Origin of the sequence: Rhizobium sp. Leaf453 (genome assembly GCF_001425605.1) — a bacterium.
Taxonomy (GTDB): Bacteria; Pseudomonadota; Alphaproteobacteria; order Rhizobiales; family Rhizobiaceae; genus Pararhizobium.
Window position 1 is genome coordinate 154204 of record NZ_LMRG01000006.1, and the last position, 26173, is coordinate 180376.

Genomic DNA, 26173 nt, shown 5'->3' on the forward strand with positions numbered 1-26173 from the left:
ATAAAGCTGATCACGCGGCTGTTAACAGTCTTGCCCACCGATGCGATCGGTCCGGGGACGAGCCGATCAGACGAGCAAGAATATCTGCTAGCTCACGACCGAGTAGGGCCGGACTTCAAGGATGGACACTTCTTCCTGGCGAGCCGGCAAGTCGAAAACGATGACATCGCCGACCTTTGCTCCATCAATCGCACGTGCCAACGGCGCCGTCCATGCGATCGCTCCAGACGTCGGATCTGCTTCATCCTCGCCGACGATGCTGAGCTCTTGTCGCGCGCCGTCTCGCTCGATCGTCACCGTGGTGCCAAACTGGACGTAATCGACGTCCTGTGAAAGCGGCACGATCTCCATGCTGACCTTGCGCGCCTCCCAGTATCGCATGTCACGGCTCAACGAAGATTGATCCTCTCCGTCGGATGCCCGAGCCAAACGGTCCTTCAACGAGGCGATCTCGCCTTTGATCTTGGACGCTCCGGTTTCCGTCACGAGGTTTCGTGCCCTGCTGACAGGCCTGTCTGGGACGCCGGGGATCGGCGCGTCATCAACTTCTTTGGTGAAAGCTCGGCTCATGATGCTGGTTCCAGTTTGAAGTGACCACTAACTAGGCTTGGCCCATCAGTCGTCGCTGATCGACGGAAGTTGGATCTCGATTTTCTGACGCTGCTTGTCGTCAAGGGGTTCGATCTTCTCGTCCCAGAATGCTTCGGCCTCGGCAGGCTCGTCTTCCCACTTTCGGGTGCTGACGATGTTATCGTCGACCTTGGCACGACGCGTTCCGCCTAGGCTGAGATATTCGTGAGCGCGTTTGACGGACGGGGTTTTTTCCTCATCCAGCTTGCTGGCTCCCTCTAAACCGCGCGCTTTGCGCAGAAGCGAACGCAGCGCCTCCCGTTCAGGCGGCGCGGTTCCCTGCGCGAGAAAGGCTCGCACCGAGGTGCGTGTTTCATGTCCCCCTGAATGCAAATGGCTCGGTGGAGAACGAAATCTTCGCCGGAGACATTGTCTTTCCCAAGCAACCATCGGTCTCCATTCGCACTCGTCGCAAATTCCCGCAGGTTTTCCACGTTCGCTTTCCTCCTAAAGGCATAGATGTAGGCTTCGCGCGGAGGAAAGCGAACAAGTATTGAGATGAGGCGAGACAATGAGTCGAACGAGACGGAACAAGTCGGTCCGTCACGGGTTTTGAACCCCGAGGTCGCGGCGTGTCAATCGGACATGACGGAGATGGTGAACGCAGCGATTTTTCCGTTTTCTCGCTGCGGGCAACGAAACGCCAGGCGAGCGCCCAACCTGTCCGCCGCGTCCTCATCCCTCTGATCTCGAGTATCCATTCATTGACAAACATCGCTATAATCGGCTCCGGCCCGACCGGGATTTACACACTGAAGGGTCTAATCGAGAGCGATACGCCTCTGTCGATCACCGTCTATGAGGCGAATGCCGACCCGGGCAAAGGCACACCCTACCATCCGCGCGCCAACGACCGCGCGATGCTCGCGAATATCGCCAGCATCGAACTTCCGCCGGTTTGCGAGAGCCTGGTCTCTTGGCTACGGCGGAAGACCCTGGCAGACCTGACGCTGCTGGGCGTACCTGTGGAGACGATAGGGGAGCGGGAGTTCTATCCCCGCATCGTGCTTGGGGAGTATTTCCAGTCGCAGCTTCGGGGATTACTCGCCAAGGCCATCGACCGCGGCCATGTTGTCGACGTCAAGGCCAATCACCGTGTGGTCGATATCGAGCTTCGCGAAGACGACATCGCCGTCAAAGTTCAGGCAGCTGATGGCGAAGAAAGTCAGCAGACATTCAAGCACGTGGTGATGGCGACCGGTCACGACTGGCCGGAGACAACCGAGACGAAACCGGGCTTTTTCATCTCGCCATGGCCGGCGGCAAATCTCGATACGATTGGGGATGTTTTGGTCGGCGTCCTCGGCACATCTCTCAGCGGTATTGACGCCGTCGTGTCCGTGGCCACCTCGCACGGGTCCTTCATGCTGGATGAAGCCGGCGTCCTGCAATATCACACGTCAGCGAGCAACGACTTTCATATCACCATGATGTCGCGTAAGGGACTGCTGCCGGAAGCCGACTTTTATTGCATCATTCCTTATGTCCCAACCACGATCTTCACCGAGGCTGCGGTGGACAGACTTATCGAGACCAAGCCCGATTGCCTTATCGACGAATTGTTCGACCTGTTTCGGGCGCAGCTATTCGCCGACGATCCCCAGTACGCCGAGCGCATCGGGCTCGGGATGCTGACCGTCGAAACTGTGGCAGACGCGTATTTCGCTGATCGCGAGTCCTACGATCCGTTTACCTGGGCCTCACTCAATCTCGGCGAAGCGAAACTGAATAAAGCAACCCGCAAGACGGTTGCCTGGCGATATTCGATCCTCAGGATGCATGAGATCCTGCTCCGCGCAGTCCCACATCTTCGCGAGGACGATCTCAAGCGCTTCCACAAGCACTTCAAGACGCTGTTCGTCGACGATTACGCCACCGTGCCGCATCAGTCTATCGAGCGCCTGCTGGCCCTGCATCGGGCTGGCCGGCTATCGGTACTGAAGCTCGGATCGGACTACACGCTCGACAGCGATACGGTCGAGCGCGGTGCCATCATCGAGACCGGCGGAGAGACCCACACGTTTGCAGCATTCATCGATGCGACGGGTCAGCAGGCCGTGTCCGCCTGGGACGTGCCGTTTCCCTCCTTGATCCGCCAAGGTGCAGTGCGCGAGGCGCAGACGGAGAAAGCATCCTCGGCTTTGGCGGGTAAGCAAGACACGGCAACGGTCGCGACAGGCGGCATAGACCTCGACAACCAGTTCCGGCCCCGCTTCGAAAAGCCGCTGAGCCGCAATCTTTACTGCGTTTCGATCCCGTTTCTCCTGCACAAGCTGCCCTTCGTTCAAGGCATCACCAGTGCTGCAGAGCTCGGCGATATCGTTGCATCGGCGATCGTTGCGGAGGTCGACGGGACCGCGGGGAGTATCGGCAAACATGCCGCTGATGGTCCAATACAGATAACTGCGTAGGAGCGACGATGAAGCTATTCATGTTTTATATCGGCGGTAACTGCGCCAACTCCAACATCGAATCACACGACGTCCGCTTTTCGATCGGCGAGACGGCGGCCAAGGAAAAGGAAGAGCGGCCGTTTCAATTTCAATGCGCCTACATCCGCATCGGGATTCAAGAGCGAAGTCTCAAAAAGCGGGGGAGGGCCTTCAGCGCGCGATCCGTCGCAACTCCGCTCACTGCGCTGGCATCTTCGGGGAAGACCGAACAGATGCAACCTGACCATAGTGGTCCGATCGCCTAGCCAGCGCGAACTGCTCGAAACTTCCGGACCCGTGAATGCGAGCCGCATGTCTTATCCGAACACCAGCGCCGATATCCGCTGCGTGAGACGTCGAGGAACAGCCACCCGCAATTCTGCCCCTGGCATTCGCGAACGGGACGCCGCTCTCCTTTTGATGTCAACAATTCGGCAGCCAACCACGCAACGCGCTCGGCAACGATATCCAGCTCTTCCGCCGCTTGTTCATGCCAACGTATTCCGCCGGCATGCTGCTGAAGGCTTCGCCGCGATTGAGCGCGCTTGGCAACCGATGTGAGAAGCGCCAGATCCTGGTCTGCGACTAGCGCTCCGTCCGATTCCGAGAGAAAGATGCGGTGCAGCACCTCGCGCAATTTCTTGGCTTGATCCAATTCTGTCTGCGCTTCGGCTGGCGACTTGGTGGCCCTCGAGAGCAACACGTCTTGCTCTTCCTGGCTGATCACGTCAAGACGTCGGGCCCAAGTGACAAGGTCGCTGAAGCTATTCAAAAAATCCGGACCCCAGCGCTCACCGCGGCTATCAACCGTGTTGACGAAGTCCAGCGCCGTATGGCCGCCGAGCAGACTGATGTCGCCAATTGTCTTCCGGTTTGTCATGGATTTGAATATCGGGTCGCGGAACGATTTGGGCAAGAGTGGGTTGTAACGGTCTATATACGATTTATCCGTTACGCAGATCGGAACGACGATGTCCGTCAGCCTGAACAAGAACCAGCTTCGCTTCCTGATGCTGTGTGTCATATGGGGAAGCACGTGGATCGGAACCAAGGCCGGCATTCAAGTTGTGCCACCCCTTCTGTTCGCGGGGACCCGCTTTGCGGCGGCCGGGGTGCTGATGCTCCTCTACGCTTGGACGAAAGGCGAGAGCGCAGCCTTTAAGATCGAGGATAGTGTTCGCTTCGTCGCTGTCAGTATCATGATGATCACCCTCTGCTACGGCCCGCTATTCTGGGGCATGCAGTATATCGACAGCGGCACTGCCGCCGTGCTGGAGATGTCGCTGACGCCGATCGCTCTTCTGTGCTTCGCCTTGCTTTTGCGTGAGGAGAGCCTGGACATCAAACGGATCGTGGCGATCGTGCTCGGCGTGGCGGGCTTGATCGTCCTGTTCTGGCCATCAGCGGGCGATCGAGCTGTCGCAACGCCGGACGCCTTTGCCGGCGCCAGCTTATGGGGCGGATTTGCGGTTGCATCTGCGGCGTTCACCTACGGATACGGTTCGGTCCTGGCGCGGCCTTTGCTGCGAGCCTATCCGGCGTTGTTCGTCGCGGGGATCACGACACTGGTCGGCGGCATTGCCTTGCTCATCGCATCTTTAATGTTCGAGCCAGGCGCACGTGCCGCCCTTTCAGGCGATTGGGGCATGATCGCATGGACCAGCTGGCTTCTTCTCGTCATCTTCGGCTCGCTGATTGGTTACACGACCTACATGCGGCTGTTGAGGGATATCGGCGCTTCGCGTGCCGGCAGTTATGCCTTCGTATCGCCAGTGATCGCCGTTGCGCTCGGCGCACTGTTCTTTGCCGAACAGGTAACCATCGTCGACGTGATCGGCATCATCGTCATGCTGTTTGGCGCCTATCTCGCCATGGCCGAAGTCCAGCCGGCAAAACCTGCCGTCTTTGAGACCTGATTCGAAACCGAGCATGAAAGGCGAGAGAAGATGCGGCCCAACCTCTGCCAGGGATAATCGGGCATTCGGGTCAGTGCACAGATCCTGAATTCCTCACTGCCTCGATAACGCGCTCGTCAAGGCGTGAATTGTTCCAAGACTTTCACCGGGGCTGCATTGTGACTTGCTGACGATACCAATCCGAATAGGGCGTATTTCGGCCAAGTGCCGATTGTAATCTGACGCGCCGTCCGTCCACACGCATGACCGCGCTCGCCCAAGAAGGTCTCTGCTGTATCAACCGCCTTTCTGGCCTCCCTCAACCGCCGCTGATCGCCAGCCACTTCTTTCACGGCGCGGCGCGCGGTCATTAGGTCCGACACCAAGCGTGTGCGTTCATCTTCAGTGAGGTTGGGATTGCTCTTCCGCCAAAGACGACCTCTGACGATGATGTCTCTACCCTCCGGAGTTTCGAGAAAGGGTGCGGGTGTCACGGCGGAGCTACTTGTTCAGGCTTGTCGGCACTGTGCAACAAATGACGACTGGTGTGGATCGTAGATTATTGCTGCTGTGTCGTCGTCGTCGATCACTCGTAGCGACAGCATTTATCGTTGCCCCCAAGTCGATAAGCCGTCTGCGGCGATGAGCAGCGCCGCGCGTCGGCGTCCGAGGCTCGGGCTTCACGTCTCAGACCAAAATGTCGCAACCCTGTTTTGATTAGTATTCCACGACCCGAAGCTGCGGCCTCTTAGGCCAGCGTGAGAGGTAGACGCTCGTCAGGCCGCCTTCTGCTTCCGTAGCATTGATGACATAACGGAAACGCTCCGCGATCGGTCTCAGCTGCTCGAGCGCATCCTTCGACATTTGACGTTCGATTATTGGCGTGCCTTGGGCAATCAGGACACTCATGGCGCCCACCTCGACGCCGATGTCGAATTCCGTCTCGCGGCCCGGAAACCGCATTCTAACGTCGTCAATGATTTCGATTTTGCGCATTCGTTCGCCTTTCCATCCAGATGGAATTGTGGCGCGACGTGGTGAACAAAGTCTTAAGGCGGTTGCGTGTTGTCTCGTGATGCGAACAAGCCAGCGGCCGGCATTAACACTCCCGGTCGGAACACTGGATCGATGCTGGCGTCTCAGGTCAATCCAGGGACGGTGAAGTGATCGCAACTGACGAACCCAAACTCGAGCTCGTCGAAAAAAGCATCCACGACGAGGCCGAACGCGTCGTCACAGGTCGTGTGCGAGTAACAACGCGCAGCGATCTCTCCGAGGAAACCGCTCACGCATCGCTCGCTGGCGAACGGGTCGAGGTGACACGGGAGAAAATCGGTCACGAAGTCAGCGAGGCGCCGCCAACGCGTGTTGAAGGCGACGTCATCATCATTCCGGTTCTTGAGAAAGTCGTCGTGGTCGAGAAGCGCCTGATGCTGGTCGAGGAAATCCGCATCAGGAAGATCGCCACGACGGAGGTGGCCATCGCGGTCACGCTCCGCAAGCAAACTGCCACGGTCGAAAGACCGGGAAACGAGACCAGCCAGCCTCGGCCGGCTTTCCGCTGTCGCCGGAAGTAGGCGATTGCTGACAGCGTCTCCCGCTGGGCGCGGGTCAGGCTTTTGACGGTGTCAGCTGCATCCCGATGATCTTCATCGGTAAGCAAGCAATCGTTCCTTCTCGCCAGTACGCATCATCGAGTTCAATCCAGACCGGCGCGTGATCGCTGGTATGCTCCCACGCACGGGCAAACTTATCGACGCCGCAGCCCTGCAGGCGTTCGCGCAGCGAGGGGCTCGACAGTAGGTGATCGATGCGCAGCCCGGCGTCGCGGGCGAAGGCGTTGCGGAAATACTTCCAGAAGGTATGAATCCGCTCTTCCGGATGCAGCAGACGGATGGCGTCGGTCCAGCCCATGGCGATGAGTTCGGCATAGGCGGCGCGGACCGCCGGCCGGAAAAGAGCATCGTCCAGCCACCGCTCTGGCTTTTAAACGCCGAGGTTTTTCGGCATGACGTTGAAATCGCCAACAAGAGCGACCGGCACCTCGAGTTCAAACAATTCCTTAGCGTAGGCCTGAGGGCGCTCGAACCAGCGGAGCTTGTAATCGAATTTGGGGGCGGGCGCCGGATTGCCGTTCGGAAGATAAAGACACCCGACGACGATGCCGTCTATCGCCGCTTCAATATAGCGGCTGTGGCTATCATCGGGATCGCCTGGAAGTCCGCGTCGGGTTTCGCGCGGCTCCTGATCGCGGGCCAGGATCGCGACGCCGTTCCAGGATTTCTGGCCGTGCCAGATGGCGCCATAGCCGGCACGTTCGATCTCGCGGCGAGGAAACTTCTCGTCGGGTGCCTTCAACTCCTGGAGGCAGACGAGATCTGGCAGCGCTTCCTCAAGCCAACGAAGCAGCACGTCGACGCGGCCGTTGATGCCGTTGACATTGTAGGTGGCGAGCTTCACCGGCTTGCTCAGCGCTTGTGGTCGCCCTTGTCGCCCTGGCCCGGTTTTGCATCGTGTTTGGCGTCGTGACGGGCATCGGCCGACAGCGAGCGGGAGACGTCAACGCTTTCCTTGAATTTGCCTTCGTTGTCGCGGCGGACATAGCGCTTGTCGGTACCGGTATCGATCAGTTCGCGTTTGCTCATGGCAGGACTCCTTTGTGGTTGCTGCATGGCTAAACGCGCGGCACTCTCAAAAGATGCATGTGAATCATATGCCTAGGGATGACTCTCAAAACGGGTAGGGGCGGACGGCTAAGTCATTGAAAAATGATTCGTTTCGACTCGGAACAATTACATGCCGATTCGCTTGAATCGCATTAGTTGTATCAGGAGTCTGTGTTATGGTTGCCCCGCGTGCGAATTGGAAGGGTTTCATCAAGTTCGGAGAGGTCGCCTGTCCGGTGGCTCTTTACACCGCGGCTTCCTCGTCGGAGCGCATCGCCTTCAACACGCTGAACCGCAAGACCGGCAATCGGGTAAAGCGCGAGTTCGTCGACAGCGAGACGGGCGATCCGGTCGAGCGTGACGAGCAGGTCAAAGGCTACGAGATTGAAAACGGCCAGTACATCGTCCTCGAACCCGACGAGGTGGCGGCCGCAGTGCCGGACAGCGACAAGACTCTGAAGGTTGACGCCTTCATCCCTTGCAACGAAATTGATGGGGTATATTTCGACAAGCCCTATTATCTGACGCCCGCCAAGATGGGCACCGAGGCCTTCGTGCTGCTGCGCGACGGCATGAAGAAAGCGAAAGTGGCTGCCATTGCTCGAACCGTTCTTTTCCGCCGCATGCGCACGTTGCTGATCCGGCCGCACGGCAAGGGCCTGATCGCTACGACGCTGAACTTCGACTACGAAGTCCGCTCGTCTCAGGAGGCCTTCGAGGAACTGCCCGACCTGAAGATCGAAGGCGAAATGCTCGAGCTTGCCGAGCATATCATCGGCACGAAGAAGGGCAGCTTCAATGCCAGTACATTCGATGATCGCTACGAAACAGCCGTTGCCGAACTGGTGAAGGCCAAAATCGAAGGCCGGTCGCTGCCGAAAAAGAAAGCGCCCGCAGTATCCAAGCAGAGCGATCTTCTGCAGGCACTGCGCAAGAGCGCCGGTCTGGGCGCGAAGAAAGCGGAGCCGAAACGCACCGCTGCCAACGCCAATAAGGGCGCCGGGCGAGAGAAGGCTACCAAGCCCACTGTGGTTGCGAAATCCAAATCTGCCGCCGCGCCAACGCGCCGCGCGAGCTGATCGGAGGTTACCATGGCAGTTCGTCCGTATTGGAAAGGCTATCTGAAACTCTCGCTCGTCACCTGCCCGGTGCAGATGATGCCGGCGACCTCCGAGAACGAGAAGGTGCGCTTCCACACTCTCAATCGCGAGACCCATAACCGCGTCGTCAGCCATTATGTCGACTCCGTCACCGGCAAGGAGGTGAGGGAGGAGGACGAGGTCAAAGGTTACCAGCGCGGTGAGGACGAGTACATCATCCTCGAAGACGAGGACTTGGAGAACCTCGCGCTCGACAGCACCAAGACCATCGATATCTCCACCTTCGCACCACGAGACAGCATCGAGTGGATCTGGCTCGACACCCCCTATTATTTGTCGCCGAACGATCCGGTTGGTCAGGAGGCGTTTTCGGTCATCCGCGATGCGATGGAATCGCAGGATATGGTCGGCATCTCCCGTCTGGTCATCACGCGCCGCGAGCGCGCCGTCATGCTGGAGCCACGCGGCAAAGGCATCGTGCTGTGGACATTGCGCTATGGGGATGAAGTCCGAGACGAGGATACCTATTTTGCGGGCATCGGCGATGAGACAGCGGATTCCGACATGATGCCTTTGGTGCACCAGTTGATCAAAAAGCAGATCCAGCACTGGAATCCCAAGATGGTCATCGATCCTGTGCAGGATCGGCTTCTCGATATCATCGCCGACAAAAAGAAAGCGCTGAAGAAGCCATCGAAGGCCAAGGCAAAAGCGAGTGCCTCGGGACCCGCTCCGAGCAACGTCATCAATATCATGGATGCCCTGAAGAAGTCGCTGGCTGCCGAAACCCGGACCGGCAAATGAAAAGACCCGCGAAACCGCTCCTGCGGGACGATAGCTTCACCTCGAAATCCCAGGCGCGACGCAAGCGCGATCCGGCACAGTCGAGCCTTCCCTTCGATCCGACGCCCAATCGGGTCGAACCGTGCCTTGCTCTGCTGAGGCGGCTCCGCCGACCGGTCCCGATTGGGCCTTTGTGGTCAAATGGGATGGCTTTCTGCTCGCCATTCACATCGAGCCGAAGGGCGTCCGCAATCACGCGCGGTGGCCACGACTGGACGCATCCGTTTCCCGCGATTGCGGCGGCCGCCAAAACCCTCGGCGTTGCCACAGCCATTCTCGCGGTGAGGCCGTCGTTCTCAATGCCCAGGGCCGGTCTGACTTCGGAGCGTTGCAGCGCTCGCTCGGCGGCCGAGGCGGCAAACGTGCCTCGACGGAGTCCGTCCTCTTCGCCTTCGACCTTCTCTACTTCGACGGTCACGATCTGACGGGGACCGAGCTGTCCGTTCGGAGGCCCTCCTGGAAGATCTTCTCGACGGCGCGGTCGGCGCTATCCAACTTTCCGAGGAGGTGCAAGGTGACAGCGTCGCACTTCTGGAGAACGCCCGCTCGCTTGGACTGGAAGGCATCATCGCCAAGCACCGCGATAGTCCGTACCGCTCGGGAAGGGACCGGCGACTGGTTGAAAATCGAGTGCGTCCAAAGCGAGAGTTTCATGATCGTCGGATACGAGCCGTCAGCCGCCGCCCGGGGTGGGATCGGCAGCCTGTTGCTTGCCGATCGCCGCAGACACGATTGGGTCTACGTCGGCGCCGTCGCCACAGGCTTCAAGGAAAGGACGCCACCTATCTGAAGAAGACGCTCGACATGCTGAAAACGAGGACGCCGGTCGTTCCGCCGAAAGGCAAAGGTTTATGTCTTCGCCCAGCCGACGCTGATCGCAGAAATCGAATTCCGGGGCTGGACCGACGGCGGCAGTCTGCGACATGCGTCCTACAAGGGCTTGCGCGAGGTCCAGGATAATGCCTCAGTCCATGAGCTTGATTGAGCCAGTGTTGGTGACGAAAAAAGTGCCGAATTTTTTCTCTGTTCGCTCTTGAATCGTAAATTCTCCAAAACCAAATCTTTTGCTGCCAGCCGCTGATGACAGGGCTGGCCTTGCTGGGAGCGCCGCTTTCGGCGCTTCTGTACCCATGTTGCTTCAAGGAGGATATGGCTATGGCAACATCTTATGACTATGCACCTCTCTTCCGCTCGAGCGTCGGCTTCGACCGGGTCTTCAATCTTCTCGAAAATGCCCAGCGCGCCCGCTCGATCAGTGACTGGCCGCCCTATGATATCGTCAAGACCGGGGACGACACCTACCGGATCTCTATCGCTGTGGCAGGCTTTGCCCAGAACGATCTCGACATCACCTTCCAGTCCAACCTTCTGACCGTCACGGGTAAGAAGCAGGAGGCGGCCGCTGACGGCTATCTGCATCGCGGTATTGCCGGCCGTCCGTTCGAACACCGGTTCGAACTTGCCGATCATGTCCGGATAAACGGAGCGGACCTGAGCAACGGTCTACTGTCGATTGATCTGGTTCGCGAGATTCCGGAGGCACTGAAGCCGCGAAAAATTACCATCAAAAGCGCCCCAGCTTTGGCATCTGCAGCTCCGGCACAGATCGAAGCGCAGAAGGCGGCTTAATGACACTGTCCCTCAACAAGGGCGCTGTCGCGACGGCGCCCATCGATATTCCGGGTGGGAAGGAGAGAACGATGAAACCCGATATGTTCAGGCAGCCTGTTTCCATTCTTGTCGGCCTCGGCTTTCCGGCAAAGGTTCGCAGCGTAATGGACGCCTACCGGCATCTTTCCGATTGGCCGGCCCCAAGCCGAGACACCGCGCATTCGATCGCGCTCAAGGCATGCAGTGCCGCGCTACGTGGTGAAATCGAAGCAGAGACCGCGCGCGGCCTGTTCGCTGCCTTTGCCGAGAAACACGATTTGCTGGCGCCAGAAACCAACGTGACCGCCGCCTCGCGTTTGCAGCGAGACAAAGATCCTCATGTGCGGTGAGGTTGTCCGATGATGCACGATTTGCTTCAGCAGGCCACCAACAATGCGATGGCGATGGGACCAACGGTCCTGCTTCAGGGCATGCAGCCTCGGCGACCGATCGACGTGGTGAGAGCGCCGACCCTTTCCATCGATGACAGGCGCGCGATCCTCGCAGCGTGGGCGTCGGACTTTTACGCGGTCGATTCCAAGCCCGCCCTTCGGCAGCTACCGGGAACAGCTCCAGTCTCGATCGATGAGGTGCAGGCTGCCCTGGAAGAACTTGATCGGCGCTACGGTTTTTGATCGCTGGCGCGTTCAGGCGGCCTGCTTCATCGACTTGGCGAGCCGCTTGATTGCCTGCTCCAGCGAGCGCTGTCCGTCGCAATAATCCTGCCAGGCGCTCGTCTTCTCAATAAGAGCCGGTACGGTGCGGATCGTAAACCGCTTCGGATCGAGATCCGTCTTCACCTGGGCCCATGTCAGCGGCATTGATACGGTGGCGCCGGGACGGGCACGCGGAGATAAAGGCGCAACAGCGGTCGCCATGCGATCGTTGCGCAGATAGTCGAGGAAGATGCGGCCATTACGCTGGTTCTTGGCCATCTTGATCAGATAGAGTTCTGGGTTCTCACGAGCCATTTGCAAGCAAACATCATGCGCAAAGCCCTTGGCCTCCGGCCAGGCCAGCTTCTTACCCTTGGCCGCGGCGAGCGGCGTGACGACGTGCAGCCCTTTGCCGCCCGTCGTCTTGCAGAAACTGACGAGGCCAAGCTCCTCCAGCCGATCGCGCATCTCGCGGGCGGCTTCGACAACGGTGGAGAAGGGGACGTCTGGACCGGGATCGAGGTCGAAAACGAGGCGGCCCGGCACTTCGGGGAGTTTCGGCTCGCAATTCCATGGATGGAGCTCGACGCCGCCGATCTGCGCGATCGCGGCCAAGCCCTCGACGCGATCGATCTGTAAATATGGCTTCTTATCGCCAAAGACCTGCACCAGTTCCAGGAGATTGGAGGTGCCCGGCATCGCATGGCGCTGGAAGAACTGCTCGGCGCCGATACCGTCAGGCGTCCGTATGATCGAGCACGGACGGCCCTTGATATGATCGATCAGCCAAGGGCCGACGGCCTCGTAGTAACGAGCCAGTTCCACCTTCGTGACCGGTTCACCATCATTGGCGTCTGGCCAGAGCGGCTTGTCCGGATTGGAGATCAACACGCCCATGACATCTTCCTTGCCGCTTTTGCGCGGCGGCTTTGCGGGCCGTTTGGATCTTGCCTGTGTGACCGGATCGGGCGTTTCCACCTCAGCTGGTTCGACCGGCTTCTCGGCGACGACTTCCATTGCTGGCTTGTCTTCTCGCAAGCCCTTGAACGCCGCCTGGCGGACAAGCCCGTCGGCGGTCCAGCCGGCGAACTCAATCTCCGCCACCAGTTCCGGCTTCACCCAGACGATGTTGGCATCCTTCTTCGGTGCCCCAATCCCGGTGAACGGTGACTTGGCCGTTTCCAGCGCGCGCAGCCTGGGCAACAGGACATCGACCTTGCCGGCGCCATAGCCCGTGCCCACACGGCCGACATAGACGAAATGGCTGCCGCGGTTAACGCCGACCAGCAGCGAGCGGAAATTGCCGTTGGTCGTAGCATAGGCGCCGATCACCACCTCATGGCCGGCCCGGCATTTGGATTTGGCCCAAGTCGCGGTGCGGCCGGATTGATAGGGAGCATCCGCCTGTTTGGAGACGATGCCTTCGAGCGACAGCTTGCAGGCTGACTTCAGGACGGCATCTCCGCCGGTCGCGAAATGCTCGACAAAGCGCAAGCGTGGATCCTCGCTAGCGTCATCGAGCAGTTTCCGCAGCCGATCCTTTCGCTTGGTCAGCGGCAGTTGTCGAAGATCTTCATCGCCTTCAAACAGCAGGTCGAAGGCAAAATAGACCAGCGCATCCGTCTTGCCTTCCGACAGCGCCGCCTGCAGCGCGGCGAAGTCTGGTGCCCCGTTGTCATCGAGCGCGCAAATCTCGCCGTCGATAATGGCGTGCGGAAGCGCGGCGCAGAATTCGGCGATTGCCGGGTACTTCGCCGTCCAGTCGAGACCTTTGCGGGTTTTGAGCGTGACCTCGCCGTTGTCGATGCGCATCTGGATGCGGTATCCGTCGAACTTGATCTCGTGGATCCAGCCATCGGCGGCAGGCGGACGCTCGCGCGTTTCGCAGAGCTGCGGCGCGATGAAGTCCGGCATTGCGGACTTCGCTGCTTTGGCAGCTTTGCCCGGCGCTTCCTTCTCGGTTGTGGTTCCGGCTTTGCGCTCTTCCGCTGCAAGGCCGTGATTGCTGTCCCAGACCGCATCCGCCTGGACTTCGCCACTCTCGATCATGAACGGTTTCGGCTTCTTGCCCTTGCCGGCGGCGATCGCTTCCATCGTCCGCCCCGAGGCGACAGAGGTTGCGTTCTCTTCCAAAACGGCCGCGCCGTTGTCCTCGACGGAGAAATCATCATGATGTTTGATCAGCAGCCAGTTGGTGCGCTTGCCGCCGTCACGGTCGTTCCGCATCCGCACCAACACGAAGCTGCCGTGCAGCCGCTCGCCCTCAAGCGTGAACTTGAAATCACCGTTGGCAAGCGCCTGTTCTGGCGTCCGGTTGCCTTCCGGCTCCCAATAGCCGCGGTCCCAGAGCATAACCGTGCCGCCGCCATATTGGCCTTTAGGGATCGTGCCTTCGAAGTCGCCATAGTCGAGCGGGTGATCCTCGACCTCGACGGCAAGACGCTTGTCGTGCGGATCGAGCGACGGGCCTTTCGTGACAGCCCAGGACTTGAAGACACCGTCGAGTTCGAGCCGCAGATCGTAATGCAATCGCGTGGCGTCATGCTTCTGGATGACGAAGCGCCGGCGGTTCGACGTTTTCAACGTCGCCAGGCCGCTCGGCTCCTGCGTTTTCTGGAAGTCGCGTTTCTGCTTATAAGTCGAGAGCTTGTCGCTGGCCATCGCGGTCCCCGGTACACTTCCGCCATCCGCGTCGAATGACGACGGAGCTGAGGCGCGGGCCGGACAGGTGGGACGCTCGACTGCCGTTTCGTTGGCCGCAAGGAGAAACCGGAAAAATCCTCGCGTTCGTCATCCCTGTCACGTCCGGTTGACACGGCACGCGACCTCGGAACTGAGAATCATCTAGCCCGTATTTTGTTCCAACTCAGCCTGTTGAGATGTGGTGAAAAACAGAAAGCGCGTCAGCCGACCTGCTCGACATTGAGGGTGCCGGCGGGAAGTGGCCTGATCAGAGATTTCGCCGAGACAGATGGATCGAGCCAGTCCGCCCAGGCGTCTTGCTCGAGGATGACGATCTGCCGGTCGTGATAGGGCGCGATGTCCGGTCCAGGTTCCATCGTCAGCATGGTGAAGGCTTGCCCGACGTCACCCGTGTCGCGCCAGATACCGGCGATGCAGAAGATCGGTTCGTCCTTTTTGGTGAACAGCCACTTGTCCTTGCGCTTTTTCCCTTTTTCCGTTGGATCGGTGAATTCGTAGAAGCCATCGGCAACGATAAGGCACCGATTGGAGTTGAACTCGCGTCCGTCCGAGCGGAAATTGTAGACCGGCCGCTTGTTCTGGCCCGGCCAACTCCATCGGCGCTGGACGAGGTCCGCCTCATCGCGCGCTCCCTCGATCCCCCGGATGATCGGCGCCATGTCGGTGATCTTGATGTCCTCGCGTGCTTCAACATTCGGTGCACCTTCACCAAAGCGGATCTTGATCTTGAGATGGGCGAAATTCTCGACGATCGACGCCAGGTCCACCATCAGTCGATAATCATTGCACATGCGTCCTCCGCGCTCCTTCTTGTCTGACTGGGTTCTTGCTATGTTCTACATATGGCGAAAGCGAAGGTTTTCCAGACCGACGCCCCGCTCGACGAGCGCCGCGTCATCATACGGCGCCATGACGGCGATGTGGAGATGGTGGAGCTACCCGGGGGTTGCGTCCTCTCGATGGTGGCCCGCGTGCGGTGCATGTGGTGCGCTCAGAAGGAAGGTTGTTCCCGACTAATCGCTGCCTGGTGCAGGCATCCGAGTTTCGCCATCGCAGTGGGGGCAAGAATTTCAGTTTCTCACTGGGGAACGGTGACTGGTTTTATTTCGCAGGAATCTGGCGGCAGGCGTCGAATGGCTGGTCGGAAGCCTATGCCATCCTCACTATCGAGGCGAATGCCGACATTGCGCCCTATCATGATCGGCAGATGGCAGTCCTGACGCGCCACCAACGGATGGACTGGCTCGACGGGATTATGCCGGAAGAGGAAATCCTACGGCCACTTCCTGCCAGGACCTTCCGCGTCAGTCCTCTTTCGAACGCTTCTTTCCAGCCGCCGCTGGCAGTTTAAAGGGCGAGCCGCAGTTGCGGCGTGGTTTCAGGCCTGCGTTCCTCCAGGGAGGACAGCGACACGCCAAGCAGGCGTATACCCTTTTGCGCCGGGAAGATCGGTCCAAGAAGCAGATCGACGACCTCCTCCAGATCGCTGATCGCCGTTAGAGGTGCCGGTAGTGTCTTGCTGCGGGTGATCTGGGTGAAGTCGGCATATTTGACCTTGAGCGTTACCGTCTTGGCGCCGATCTCATTGGCTTCGCAATGGCCCCATACTTTCTCGATCAGCGGCTGAAGGCCTTCGCGCGCCGGCGCAAAGGCATGGATATCCTGCGAGAACGTATCCTCCGCACCGACGGACCTGCGCACCCGGTCCGGTTTGACCAGCCGGTTGTCAATGCCCCGCGCGATATCGAAAAAGTAGGGTCCGGACTTCCCAAAATGCTGGATGAGGAAATCCAGCTTTTTTATCTTCAGATCGGCGCCTGTCTCGATGCCCAGCCGATGCATTTTCTCTGCCGTCGCCGGACCGACACCATGGAATTTCTTGACCGGGAGCTGCTCGACAAAACGGGCGCCGTTCCTCGGCGTGATCAGGAACTGGCCGTTCGGCTTGTTCTGCCCGGAGGCCATCTTGGCGAGGAACTTGTTGTAGGAGATGCCGGCGGAGGCCGTGAGGCCAGTAATTGCGAAAATTTTTGCCCTGATCTCCTCGGCAATCTCGGTAGCGATCGTCATGCCTTTCCGGTTTTCGGTGACGTCGAGATAGGCTTCGTCGAGCGAGAGTGGTTCGATGAGCGGTGTGTATTCCGCGAAGATCGCGCGGATCTGCAGCGAGACCGCCTTGTAGACGTCGAAGCGCGGCCTGACGAAGATGAGGTCGGGGCATTTTCGCTGGGCGGTGACCGACGGCATGGCGGAGAAGACTCCGAAGGCTCGGGCCTCATAGCTGGCGGCGGCAACGACGCCGCGGGCTGCGGGACTGCCGACAGCGACCGGCCGGCCCCTAAGCTCCGGATTGTCGCGTTGCTCGACCGATGCGTAAAACGCATCCATATCGCAATGAATGATTTTGCGGATGGCGCCCTGAGCGTCAGGTTCTATGGGACGATCGTTTGCCTCATCTGCCACGTCAAGTCCTCACCGCCACATGCTGCGCATCCTGGCGCCGACATCTACACGGATCTGGCGCGCACTGCGCTCGGAAGCCGAAGCGCTTACCTGGGGCCATGTCGTCGCTTCAAAAAACTGCAGCAGCGTCACGGGGATAAACCGTGTTCGCGAGGCATAGACATGCCGGTCGCCCTGGGCATGCTGGCCTCCAGTGAAGAAGCGCTGCGGCGTGAGGAGCGTCAGGCTGTCCTTTGCCCGGGTCATGCCAACATAGAGCAGCCGGCGCTCCTCTTCGAACTCGACCGTCGTGCCGACCCCGAGATCCGAGGGAATACAGCCGTCGACGACGTTGAGCATGAACACCGATCGCCATTCCTGGCCCTTGGCCGAATGGATCGTCGACAGGATCAGATAGTCCTCGTCCAGCAGCGGAACGCCGGCCTGGTCGCTTGTCGCATCCGGCGGATCGAGCGTCAGTTCGGTCAGGAACCGCTCACGGCTCGGATATCCAGACGCGATCTGTTCGAGCTGCAGGAGGTCGGCCTTCCTCGTTTCGGCATCCTCGTGAATGCGGTCGAGATGCGGCTCATACCACTCTCGCGCCTGTGCGATTTCCGCTGGCCAGCCGCCCTCTGTCTTCCGCAGTCCCATCAAAACCTTCACAAACGCCGTCCAGTCGGGGCCGGCTTTCGGCGGCGGCGGGATTTCCGCCAGCGCCATCAGCGGTTCGGGATCTGCGGCGATCGTGTCGAGGATCTTTCCCGCTGTCGAGAGGCCGACACCCGGCAGCATCCGCAGCAGCCGGAAACCGGCGACGCGATCACGCGGGTTCTGGGCAAAGCGCAGCACCGCCAGCATGTCCTTCACATGCGCGCTGTCGAGGAATTTCAAGCCGCCGAATTTGACGAAGGGGATGTTGCGGCGGGTCAACTCGACTTCCAACGGGCCGCTATGGCTCGATGAGCGGAACAGCACGGCCTGCTGCTTGAGCGTCATGCCGACCTCGCGATTGGCAAGAACCTGCTCGACGATGTAGTTGGCCTGGTCCGCCTCGTCCTTGACGGTCACCAGCATCGGGCGCTGCTCGGACTGCCGATCGGTCCAGAGGTTCTTTGTGAAGCGTTCCCGGGCGAGGTCGATGACCCCATTGGCCGCCGCAAGGATTGTCTGCGTCGAGCGATAATTGCGGTCGAGCGTGATGATGTCGGCGGCCGGCGAGAATTCGTTTGGAAAGTCGAGGATGTTGCGCACGGTCGCCGCACGAAACGAATAGATCGACTGCGCGTCGTCGCCCACGACGGTCAGGCCACGCCCGCCCGGCTTCAACGCCATCAGCACCGACGACTGAAGCTTGTTGGTGTCCTGATATTCATCGACGAGGATATGGTCGAAACGGCCTCCGACATCGTCGGCGATCTCGGGATCGGACACCATCTGCGCCCAGTAGAGCAGCAGGTCGTCGTAATCGAGGACGTTTTGCGCCTGCTTGGCCTCGACATATCCGGCAAACAGTTCTTTCAGCTGCGCTTCCCAGCCGCTAACCCATGGATAGTTCGCCTTCAGCACCGCCGCCAAGGGCGCTTCCGAATTGACCACCCGTGAGTAGATCGAAAGACACGTGCCTTTGGTCGGAAACCGGCTTTCCGTTTTCGAGAAGCCGAGCTCGTGGCGCACGAGGTTCATCAGATCCGCGGAATCTTCGCGGTCGTGGATGGTGAAGTCGACATTGAGGCCGATCTGCTCGGCATAGATCCGCAGCAGTCGGGCGCCGATCCCGTGGAATGTCCCGGACCAGGCTAGCGCGTCCGTCAGGACGCCGGAATTGGCGCCGAGCACCTGTTTGCAGATCCGCTCGACACGGCGGGCCATTTCCGAGGCAGCACGACGGGAAAAGGTCATCAATAGAATGCGGCGCGGGTCGGCGCCGCTGACGATGAGGTGAGCCACACGATGGGCCAGTGTATTGGTCTTGCCGGACCCGGCGCCGGCGATGATCAAAAGCGGGCCGGCCAGCTTTCCCTCCGGTAGCGCAACGCCGTGCTCGACCGCCAGCCGCTGCTGTTCGTTGAGCTTCTCCAGATAGGCAACGCTCATTCCGGTCTCATCTCCTGCGGACTCTTTTGACTTGTCTGGCGACGCAGGAAATTTTTCCTGCCTGTGAATAAAAGCCCATCCATTTGATCTTGCTCATGGATTCTCAAGCTCATCATGGTCGCCCAACTTTCTGCTGTGCCGAACGCCCAAAGCATCCGATTGACTCATTGCACGTTAGAGAACAAAAAAGGAACATAACCTACGCTAAGCCCATTGAAAAGGTCTTGATCGGACTTGCCCACATTATGCAAAATCGTGCCCGAACCATTGCCATCGAGGAGTTGCGTGAGCGCATCCAGCATCTGGAAGGCGGCTCAGTACGGACTCGCGAGGCTCTGCCGTTCGGTGTGGATGAGATCGATCGACATCTGCCTGGAGGCGGTTTGGCGCTCGGGGCGCTTCATGAGGTCGCCGGCGGCGGTAATGGAGCACTCGACGGGGCTGCTGCTGCCCTGTTTACCGCCGGGATCGCCGCACGCACCAAAGGCAAGGTGTTCTGGTGCGTCACCAGGCAGGACCTGTTCATGCCGGGGATCGTGCAGGCGGGCCTGTCGAACAACCGCGTCATCATGGTCGAATGTCGCGACGAGAAAGGCATTCTCGACTGTTTCGAGGAAAGTCTTCGATGTCGAGGCGTCGGCGCCGTGATCGGCGAGCTGGCCCGCTTGCCGATGACCGCGTCGCGCCGGCTGCAACTCGCCGCCGAAACCTCCGGCGTGCTTGGCATCGCCATTCGCCGCTGGCGCCGCCAAGCGGATGTTTCCGATTTCGGGCATCCGACGGCTGCCGTGACGCGTTGGCGCATCTCGGTCTTGCCGTCACAACCGCTGCCGGTTCCAGGCATTGGCCGGGCCCGGTGGTATCTCGAACTTCTTCGTTGCCGTGCCGCAGAAAGTGCTGATTATGTGGTCGAAGCCTGCGATGCCAAGGGTCGTCTCGGTCTACCTGCCGACCTGGCCAACCGATCGCCGTCGAAGGATGCTTGGGCAACAAGCGCCGCCGGTTGACCAGCCTGTGGTGATGATCGCCCGCGAAGGCAGCCGTCGGCGGGTCGTGGCCGCCAATGCCGCCGCGATGGCCGCGGGACTGCGTATCGGCATGCCCGCGAGCAAGGCCCAGGCATTGGTTGCCGAGTTGATCATCGAGGAGTTGCGCCCTGAGGAGGATCGCAACGAGCTCGATCGCCTGGGGCTATGGTTCCTGCGCAACTATGCGCCGATCGTGGCAGTCGATCCTCCCGACGGCATCGTCATCGATACGACCGGCGCCGATCATCTGCATGGCAACGAGACATTGATGCTATCAGGAATGATCAATCGGCTGTTCGCGATGGGTTTTACCGCCCGTGCCGCCGTAGCCGACAGCTGGGGCGCCGCGCATGCGCTAGCCCGCTTTTCCGCCAAGCCCGCTCTGGTCGTTCCGGAGGGGGAGGCGGCGCAAGCTGTGCTCGATCTGCCGATCGCGGCGTTGCGGTTGGAGAACCGAACTGTCGCCGCGCTTCGCACCCTCGGTTTCGATCGCGTCAGTGAGCTCGCCGCCACGCCACGCGCGCCGCTGGCCCTGCGTTTCGGTCCCGAAATCGGCCGCCGCCTCGACCAGGCGCTCGGGCGCGTTGCTGAGCCGATCGATCCTATTCGCGCCGCAGAAGCCATCGAAGCCCGACGCGCCTTTGCCGAACCGATCTCCGCTGCCGAGACCATCGCCCGCTATACGCGGATGCTGGTGATCCGCGTATGCGGGTTGCTTGAGGAACAGGGGATTGGCGTTCGCCGACTGGACCTCATCCTCCATCGTGTCGACAACACCTTGCAGGTCATTCGAGCAGGAACGGCGAAACCGATCCGCGATGTCGAACGCCTAAGCAAGCTCCTCTGCGACCGGATCGACACGATCGATCCCGGGTTCGGTATCGAGATCATGGTTCTGTCGGCCGCGCATTGCGAGCCGCTGGATGCGATACAGACAATATCGTCGCTGATCGAGGAGCCGGAAGCGGAGATCGGCGGATTGATCGACGTGATCTCCAATCGCGGTCACCGCGTCTATCGCGTTGCCGCCGTCGAGAGCGAAGTGCCCGAGCGTTCGCTGGCGGCGGTTCCCGCTCTAGCCGAAGACGATGAACTGGGATGGCCAGCGGAATGGCCGCGACCGTCCCGGCTCCTTCTTCATTCCGAGCCAATCCAGTGTATGGCGCTGCTGCCGGATCATCCCCCTGTCAGCTTCACGTGGCGTGGCAGCCGCCATGCGGTCAAGCGCGCCGACGGTCCGGAGCGCGTCTTCGGCGAATGGTGGAAACGCGACAAGGAGCTCGGCGCCATCAGGGATTATTTTGTGGTCGAGAACGAGGCGGGTGAGCGCTTCTGGATCTATCGTCAGGGCGATGGCGAACATGCCGACAGTGGCTCCGGCAACTGGTTCCTGCAGGGGATCTTCGGATGAGCGAGACCGGGGCCGATCAAAGCCGCTACGCCGAACTGCAGGTGACCTCGCATTTTTCCTTTCTGCGCGGGGCGAGTTCCTGCGAGGAGCTGTTTGCGACTGCGGCCTTGCTTGGCATCGAGGCATTGGCCGTTACCGATCGCAACAGTCTTGCAGGGATTGTGCGGGCGCATCAGGCGGCCAAGGATATTGGCATCCGGCTTGTCGTCGGCTGCCGTCTGGATCTGCGCGACGATCTCTCGGTTCTCGTCTACCCGACCGATCGCCCGGCCTATTCCAGACTGTGCCGTCTGTTGTCTCTCGGCAAGGGGAGGGCCGGCAAGGGCAAGTGTGATCTCGGTTGGGACGATCTGGTCGCCTATGGCGAGGGCTTGCTGGTGGTTCTGCTTCCCGATCTTGCCGACGATCTTTGTGCTATCAGGCTGCGGAGACTGCGCCAGGATTTTGGCGATCGTGCCTATCTGGCGCTCACACTTCGTCGCCGGCCGAACGACCAGCTCCGACTTCAGCAGCTCTCCAACTTCGCCGCACAGGCCGGTGTCTCAACGGTCGTCACCAATGACGTACTCTACCACGACCGCGATCGTCGTCTGATGCAGGACATCGTCACCTGCATCCGGCACAATTGCACGATTGATCAGCTTGGCCGCCGCAAACAGCGTTTCGCCGACCGCTATCTCAAGCCGCCGGCGGAAATGCATCGGCTGTTCAAACGCTACCCGGAAGCGCTAGCCCGGACCCGCGAGATCGGCGCGCGGTGCAGATTCTCGCTCGACCAGCTGGCCTACCAGTATCCGGACGAGTTGATGCTCCCGGGGCTAACGGCACAGGAGGCGCTGGAGCAGCTGACATGGGAGGCCGTGCCGAACCGCTATCCGGAGGAATTGCCAGCGGATGTCGAAAAGATCCTGAAGCACGAATTGGCGCTGATCGCCAAGCTCGACTACGCGCCCTACTTTCTCACCGTCAATTCCATCGTGCGCTTCGCCCGCTCCAAGGCCATTTTATGTCAGGGCAGGGGATCGGCGGCCAATAGCGCCGTCTGTTACGTGCTCGGCATCACCTCGATCGATCCGTCGCGCAGCGATCTGCTGTTCGAGCGCTTCGTTTCGGAAGAGCGGCGGGAGCCGCCGGACATCGATGTCGATTTTGAGCACGAGCGAAGAGAGCAAGTCATCCAGTGGATCTACGAGACCTATGGGCGCCAGAGAGCCGCGCTGTGTTCCGTCGTCACCTGTTATCGCGCCAAGGGGGCGCTCAGGGACGTTGGCAAGGCTCTCGGCCTGCCGGAAGATCTCACCAAGATGCTTTCGTCACAGGTCTGGGGCTGGAAGGAAGGCATCGGCGAAAAGCAGGCGGCCGATCTCAATCTCAACGCCACCGACCGGCGTCTTCGTCTCGCCTTCGATCTTGCCCAGCAACTGATCGGCACCCCGCGGCACCATTCGCAGCATCCGGGCGGTTTCGTCTTGACGCAGGACAGGCTGGACGAGCTCGTGCCGATCGAGCCGGCGGCGATGGAAGATCGGCAGATTATCGAATGGGACAAGGACGACATCGACATCCTCAAGTTCATGAAGATGGACGTGCTCGGGCTTGGCATGCTCTCCTGCATGAAGCGTGGCTTCGATCTCCTCGATGAGCACAAGGGCATCAAAAAGGATCTCGCGACCATCCCGCCGGAGGATCCGCGCACCTATGCCATGATCCGGCGGGCCGACACGCTGGGCACGTTCCAGATTGAAAGCCGGGCGCAAATGTCGATGCTGCCTCGGATCAAGCCCAGGACCTTCTATGACCTCGTCATCGAGGTGGCGATCGTCCGCCCCGGTCCGATCCAGGGCGATATGGTGCATCCTTATCTCCGGCGGCGCGAAGGCAAGGAAAAGGTTCATTATCCGAAGCCGGAACTGGAGAAGGTTCTGGGAAAGACCCTTGGCGTGCCTTTGTTTCAGGAACAGGCGATGCGTGTGGCGATCGAATGTGCCGGCTTTACCGCCGGCGAGGCCGATCAGCTGCGGCGCGCCATGGCGACATTCAAACATACCGGAGGTGTTTCAAAGTTCGGCGAAAAGCTGATCAACGGCATGATCGCCAATGGCTACGAGCGTGACTTTGCCGAAAAGACCTTTAGCCAGTTGGAAGGCTTTGGAAGCTACGGTTTTCCCGAAAGTCACGCTGCCTCCTTTGCCTTGATCGCCTATGCCTCCTCCTGGCTGAAATGCTGGCATCCCGACGTTTTCTGCGCAGCGCTGCTCAACGCCCAGCCGATGGGATTTTATGCGCCCGCCCAGATCGTCCGCGATGCCCGCCAACACGGCGTTGACGTCCGGCCCGTCTGCATCAACAGCTCTCGCTGGGACTGCACGCTCGAGCCCAGTGAGGATGGCCGCTTCGCCGTTCGCCTGGGGCTGCGTTTGGTCAAGGGATTGGCGAACAAGCATGGGGCGACAATCGTCGCCGGGCGAGAAGACGTTCCGTTCCAGTCGATCGACGATCTCTGGCGCCGTGCCAGTGTGCCCTCGGCGTCCCTGGTCCAATTGGCCGAAGCGGATGCGTTCCAGCCATCGTTGAAACTGGCACGACGTGAGGCATTGTGGGCGATCGAAGGCCTGCGCGACGACCCGTTACCATTGTTTGCCGCTGCTGCCGCCCGTGAGCACGCGGTCGTTCCCGAGGCGATCGAGCCGGTAGTCGCGCTGAAACCCATGACATCGGGCGGTGAAGTCGTCGAGGACTACAGCCATGTCGGCCTGACCTTGCGCGCTCATCCGCTGAGCTTTCTGCGCGACGATCTCAAAAGGCGGCGGATCGTCACCTGCGAGGATGCCATGAACGCCCGCGACGGCAAATGGCTGGAGGCCGCCGGTCTCGTTCTGGTTCGCCAGCGACCCGGCTCGGCCAAGGGCGTCATGTTCATCACCATAGAGGACGAGACGGGCCATGCGAACCTCGTGGTCTGGGTGAAGATATTCGAGAAATACCGGCGCGTCGTGCTGGGAGCCGGCATGATCGGCGTCTACGGCAAGGTTCAACGCGAGGGAGAAGTGGTGCATCTCGTCGCCCACCGGCTGACCGACCTGTCATCCGAACTCGTGAGCGTCGGATCCCGGGAAGGGGCCTTTCCGTTGCCGCATGGACGCGGCGACGAGTTTCATCACGGTTCGCCGACGCTTGACCCGCGCGGGCTGCCGAAAGTTCGCGATATCGTCGACCCCTACGGCCACCTCGATCAAATCAAGGTCAAAACACGGGATTTCAGATGAGTTCGACTTATGTTGGCGCAGTAGCGGGGCCCTCAATGGCGTCATGATCGGCTTCGGTGCTCGCCAGGATCATCGTCGGCGCGGGCGGGCTTGGCTGTCCCCGAAACATCCTCCCAGATCCAGACTTCTCGAGCCAGGTTCGGATGAGAGATCAAGGGCAGGTGGTTCAATCTGGCGGAGTAACCGTCGGCATAGGGACAGACTGCATGGCAGCGGTCAGGAGTTGGTCGCGATCGCGCATGCCTCTGTTGTAAAGCCTTGCGACTGATGCTGTCAGGCTTCCGATCGCGCCCGGGTCGTTCACGAGACCTTTTGCTCGAGCGATCTCCTTGACGACGCCAGCACACAGACGCGCATCTTCCTGCGNCCATCCGAGAAGACATAGGAGTTGGTCGCGATCGCGCATGCCTCTGTTGTAAAGCCTTGCGACTGATGCTGTCAGGCTTCCGATCGCGCCCGGGTCGTTCACGAGACCTTTTGCTCGAGCGATCTCCTTGACGACGCCAGCACACAGACGCGCATCTTCCTGCGAAATCGGTCCAGACGTCATTTTGTCCTCCAAACATGGCCCGCCCCACGAATGGGGCAGGCCACAGCGTAGTTAGAAGTCCATACCCGAACCAGCGGGCAGGGCGGGGGTGGAGTCCTTCTTYGGCTTCTCGGCGATCATCGCTTCCGTCGTCACCAGAAGGCCGGCAACGGATGCRGCATCCTGCAGGGCGGTGCGAACCACCTTTGCCGGATCGATGACTCCCTGGGCATAGAGATCGCCGTACTCGCCGGTCTGGGCRTTCCATCCGAACGACAGGTCCGTCTTTTCCCGGAGCTTGCCAACGATAATCGAACCTTCTGCGCCGGCATTCTCGGCAATCTGCCGCACAGGTGCCTCGATYGCCCGGCGGACGATATCGATGCCAACCCGCTGATCGTCATTGGCAGTCGGGAGGCCGTCCAACGCCCTAACCGCACGCAGCAAGGCTACGCCACCGCCCGGCAGRATGCCCTCTTCGACGGCTGCGCGTGTTGCATGAAGGGCGTCATCGACGCGGTCCTTCTTCTCTTTCACCTCGACTTCGGTCGAGCCGCCGACGCGAATGACAGCGACACCGCCAGCGAGTTTGGCGAGGCGTTCCTGAAGCTTTTCGCGGTCGTAGTCGGAGGTCGTCTCYTCGATCTGCGCCCGGATCTGGGCAACACGGCCGTCGATCTCGGCCTTGGAACCAACGCCGTCGATGATCGTCGTGTTTTCCTTCTCGATCACCACCTTCTTGGCGCGGCCAAGCATGTTCAGCGTGACATTCTCCAGCTTGATGCCGACGTCCTCGGAGATGACGGTACCGCCGGTCAGGATGGC

At 60.2% G+C, this 26173-nt stretch carries 23 protein-coding genes and 3 pseudogenes; 14 read left to right on the forward strand and 12 right to left on the reverse strand.

Going from position 1 to position 26173, the window contains the following annotated elements; genetic code table 11:
* Positions 1-87: 87 nt before the first annotated feature.
* Together ASG68_RS09445 and ASG68_RS09450 are read right to left on the reverse strand one after the other, a co-directional pair.
* A complete protein-coding gene (locus tag ASG68_RS09445; protein WP_082478536.1) occupies positions 88-570 on the reverse strand; it encodes a GreA/GreB family elongation factor in 483 nt (160 codons plus the stop codon).
* A 45-nt stretch (positions 571-615) separates the two neighbouring features.
* The gene (locus tag ASG68_RS09450; protein WP_244484171.1) at positions 616-930 is read right to left on the reverse strand and encodes a hypothetical protein; all 315 of its coding nucleotides are present in this window, start codon (positions 928-930) and stop codon (positions 616-618) included.
* A gap of 404 nt (positions 931-1334) precedes the next feature.
* On the opposite strand from ASG68_RS09450, the gene ASG68_RS09455 reads away from it, so the two are divergent.
* Positions 1335-3041, forward strand: coding sequence for an FAD/NAD(P)-binding protein (locus tag ASG68_RS09455; RefSeq protein WP_082478538.1), 1707 nt, complete (start codon positions 1335-1337; stop codon positions 3039-3041).
* 8 nt (positions 3042-3049) lie between these two features.
* Positions 3050-3328, forward strand: coding sequence for a hypothetical protein (locus tag ASG68_RS31860; protein WP_062581345.1), 279 nt, complete (start codon positions 3050-3052; stop codon positions 3326-3328).
* Here ASG68_RS31860 and ASG68_RS09465 read toward each other — a convergent pair.
* Positions 3325-4053: a CGNR zinc finger domain-containing protein gene (locus tag ASG68_RS09465; protein ID WP_244484172.1), complete on the reverse strand. Its 729-nt coding sequence runs from the start codon at positions 4051-4053 to the stop codon at positions 3325-3327. The two genes, ASG68_RS31860 and ASG68_RS09465, sit on opposite strands and share 4 nt — an antisense overlap.
* On the opposite strand from ASG68_RS09465, the gene ASG68_RS09470 reads away from it, so the two are divergent.
* Positions 4034-4978, forward strand: a complete 945-nt coding sequence (locus ASG68_RS09470) for a DMT family transporter (RefSeq protein ID WP_062581344.1) — start codon at positions 4034-4036, stop codon at positions 4976-4978. The two genes, ASG68_RS09465 and ASG68_RS09470, sit on opposite strands and share 20 nt — an antisense overlap.
* A gap of 696 nt (positions 4979-5674) precedes the next feature.
* Here ASG68_RS09470 and ASG68_RS09475 read toward each other — a convergent pair.
* Positions 5675-5953 carry a hypothetical protein gene (locus ASG68_RS09475; RefSeq protein ID WP_062582597.1) on the reverse strand — a complete coding sequence of 93 codons (279 nt, stop codon included), beginning with the start codon at positions 5951-5953 and terminating at the stop codon, positions 5675-5677.
* 167 nt (positions 5954-6120) lie between these two features.
* Between ASG68_RS09475 and ASG68_RS09480 the strand changes: the two genes are divergently transcribed.
* Positions 6121-6534 (forward strand): DUF2382 domain-containing protein, encoded by a 414-nt coding sequence (locus tag ASG68_RS09480; protein WP_062609537.1) that lies wholly within the window; start codon positions 6121-6123, stop codon positions 6532-6534.
* A 34-nt stretch (positions 6535-6568) separates the two neighbouring features.
* Here ASG68_RS09480 and xth read toward each other — a convergent pair.
* Together xth and ASG68_RS31865 are read right to left on the reverse strand one after the other, a co-directional pair.
* Positions 6569-7417: pseudogene (gene xth / locus ASG68_RS09485) on the reverse strand (exodeoxyribonuclease III).
* 8 nt (positions 7418-7425) lie between these two features.
* Positions 7426-7602, reverse strand: a complete 177-nt coding sequence (locus tag ASG68_RS31865) for a hypothetical protein (protein ID WP_113567848.1) — start codon at positions 7600-7602, stop codon at positions 7426-7428.
* A gap of 197 nt (positions 7603-7799) precedes the next feature.
* On the opposite strand from ASG68_RS31865, the gene ASG68_RS09490 reads away from it, so the two are divergent.
* The 3 genes and pseudogenes from ASG68_RS09490 (at position 7800) to ligD (ASG68_RS09500) (ending at position 10551) form a co-directional block, all read left to right on the forward strand.
* Positions 7800-8702, forward strand: a complete 903-nt coding sequence (locus ASG68_RS09490; protein ID WP_062603788.1) for a Ku protein — start codon at positions 7800-7802, stop codon at positions 8700-8702.
* Positions 8703-8714: 12 nt separating this feature from the next.
* A complete protein-coding gene (locus ASG68_RS09495) occupies positions 8715-9527 on the forward strand; it encodes a Ku protein (RefSeq protein ID WP_062609539.1) in 813 nt (270 codons plus the stop codon).
* Positions 9524-10551 (forward strand): annotated as a pseudogene (ligD, locus tag ASG68_RS09500) (non-homologous end-joining DNA ligase). Before ASG68_RS09495 ends, ligD (ASG68_RS09500) begins: the two are co-directional and overlap by 4 nt.
* Here the strand turns inward: ligD (ASG68_RS09500) and ASG68_RS31300 are convergent.
* Positions 10531-10698, reverse strand: coding sequence for a hypothetical protein (locus ASG68_RS31300; protein WP_156373931.1), 168 nt, complete (start codon positions 10696-10698; stop codon positions 10531-10533). The pseudogene ligD (ASG68_RS09500) and the gene ASG68_RS31300 sit on opposite strands and share 21 nt — an antisense overlap.
* A gap of 23 nt (positions 10699-10721) precedes the next feature.
* Here ASG68_RS31300 and ASG68_RS09505 point away from each other — a divergent pair, with 23 nt between their 5' ends.
* The 3 genes from ASG68_RS09505 to ASG68_RS09515 all read left to right on the forward strand — a co-directional run bounded on the left by ASG68_RS09505 (position 10722) and on the right by ASG68_RS09515 (position 11851).
* Positions 10722-11195, forward strand: coding sequence for an Hsp20 family protein (locus ASG68_RS09505; RefSeq protein WP_062582588.1), 474 nt, complete (start codon positions 10722-10724; stop codon positions 11193-11195).
* Positions 11196-11266: 71 nt separating this feature from the next.
* Positions 11267-11566: a DUF982 domain-containing protein gene (locus ASG68_RS09510; protein WP_062603801.1), complete on the forward strand. Its 300-nt coding sequence runs from the start codon at positions 11267-11269 to the stop codon at positions 11564-11566.
* 9 nt (positions 11567-11575) lie between these two features.
* On the forward strand, positions 11576-11851 hold the full coding sequence (locus tag ASG68_RS09515; protein WP_062582586.1) for a hypothetical protein: 276 nt from the start codon (positions 11576-11578) through the stop codon (positions 11849-11851).
* A 12-nt stretch (positions 11852-11863) separates the two neighbouring features.
* Here the strand turns inward: ASG68_RS09515 and ligD (ASG68_RS09520) are convergent, their stop codons facing one another.
* The gene (gene ligD / locus ASG68_RS09520) at positions 11864-14533 is read right to left on the reverse strand and encodes a DNA ligase D (protein WP_062603784.1); all 2670 of its coding nucleotides are present in this window, start codon (positions 14531-14533) and stop codon (positions 11864-11866) included.
* A gap of 242 nt (positions 14534-14775) precedes the next feature.
* The gene (locus ASG68_RS09525; RefSeq protein WP_062603782.1) at positions 14776-15366 is read right to left on the reverse strand and encodes an SOS response-associated peptidase; all 591 of its coding nucleotides are present in this window, start codon (positions 15364-15366) and stop codon (positions 14776-14778) included.
* Positions 15367-15417: 51 nt separating this feature from the next.
* On the opposite strand from ASG68_RS09525, the pseudogene ASG68_RS09530 reads away from it, so the two are divergent.
* Positions 15418-15926: pseudogene (locus ASG68_RS09530) on the forward strand (SOS response-associated peptidase family protein).
* Here the strand turns inward: ASG68_RS09530 and dinB are convergent.
* Positions 15923-17038: a DNA polymerase IV gene (dinB, locus tag ASG68_RS09535; RefSeq protein WP_082478535.1), complete on the reverse strand. Its 1116-nt coding sequence runs from the start codon at positions 17036-17038 to the stop codon at positions 15923-15925. The pseudogene ASG68_RS09530 and the gene dinB sit on opposite strands and share 4 nt — an antisense overlap.
* Positions 17039-17047: 9 nt before the next feature.
* On the reverse strand, positions 17048-19114 hold the full coding sequence (locus tag ASG68_RS09540; protein WP_062603779.1) for an ATP-dependent helicase: 2067 nt from the start codon (positions 19112-19114) through the stop codon (positions 17048-17050).
* A gap of 245 nt (positions 19115-19359) precedes the next feature.
* Here ASG68_RS09540 and ASG68_RS09545 point away from each other — a divergent pair, with 245 nt between their 5' ends.
* From ASG68_RS09545 to ASG68_RS09555, 3 genes are read left to right on the forward strand one after another with little or no spacing between them, the layout of a single operon-like run.
* Positions 19360-20121, forward strand: a complete 762-nt coding sequence (locus ASG68_RS09545) for an ImuA family protein (RefSeq protein WP_062603795.1) — start codon at positions 19360-19362, stop codon at positions 20119-20121.
* Positions 20036-21553, forward strand: coding sequence for a DUF6504 family protein (locus ASG68_RS09550; RefSeq protein ID WP_082478534.1), 1518 nt, complete (start codon positions 20036-20038; stop codon positions 21551-21553). The genes ASG68_RS09545 and ASG68_RS09550 overlap by 86 nt, the downstream gene beginning before the upstream one ends.
* Positions 21550-24819, forward strand: coding sequence for an error-prone DNA polymerase (locus ASG68_RS09555; protein WP_062603775.1), 3270 nt, complete (start codon positions 21550-21552; stop codon positions 24817-24819). The genes ASG68_RS09550 and ASG68_RS09555 overlap by 4 nt, the downstream gene beginning before the upstream one ends.
* A gap of 601 nt (positions 24820-25420) precedes the next feature.
* On the opposite strand, the gene groEL is transcribed toward ASG68_RS09555, so the two are convergent.
* On the reverse strand, positions 25421-26173 hold a 753-nt coding region (gene groEL / locus ASG68_RS32040; protein ID WP_210173827.1), incomplete at its 5' end, for a chaperonin GroEL.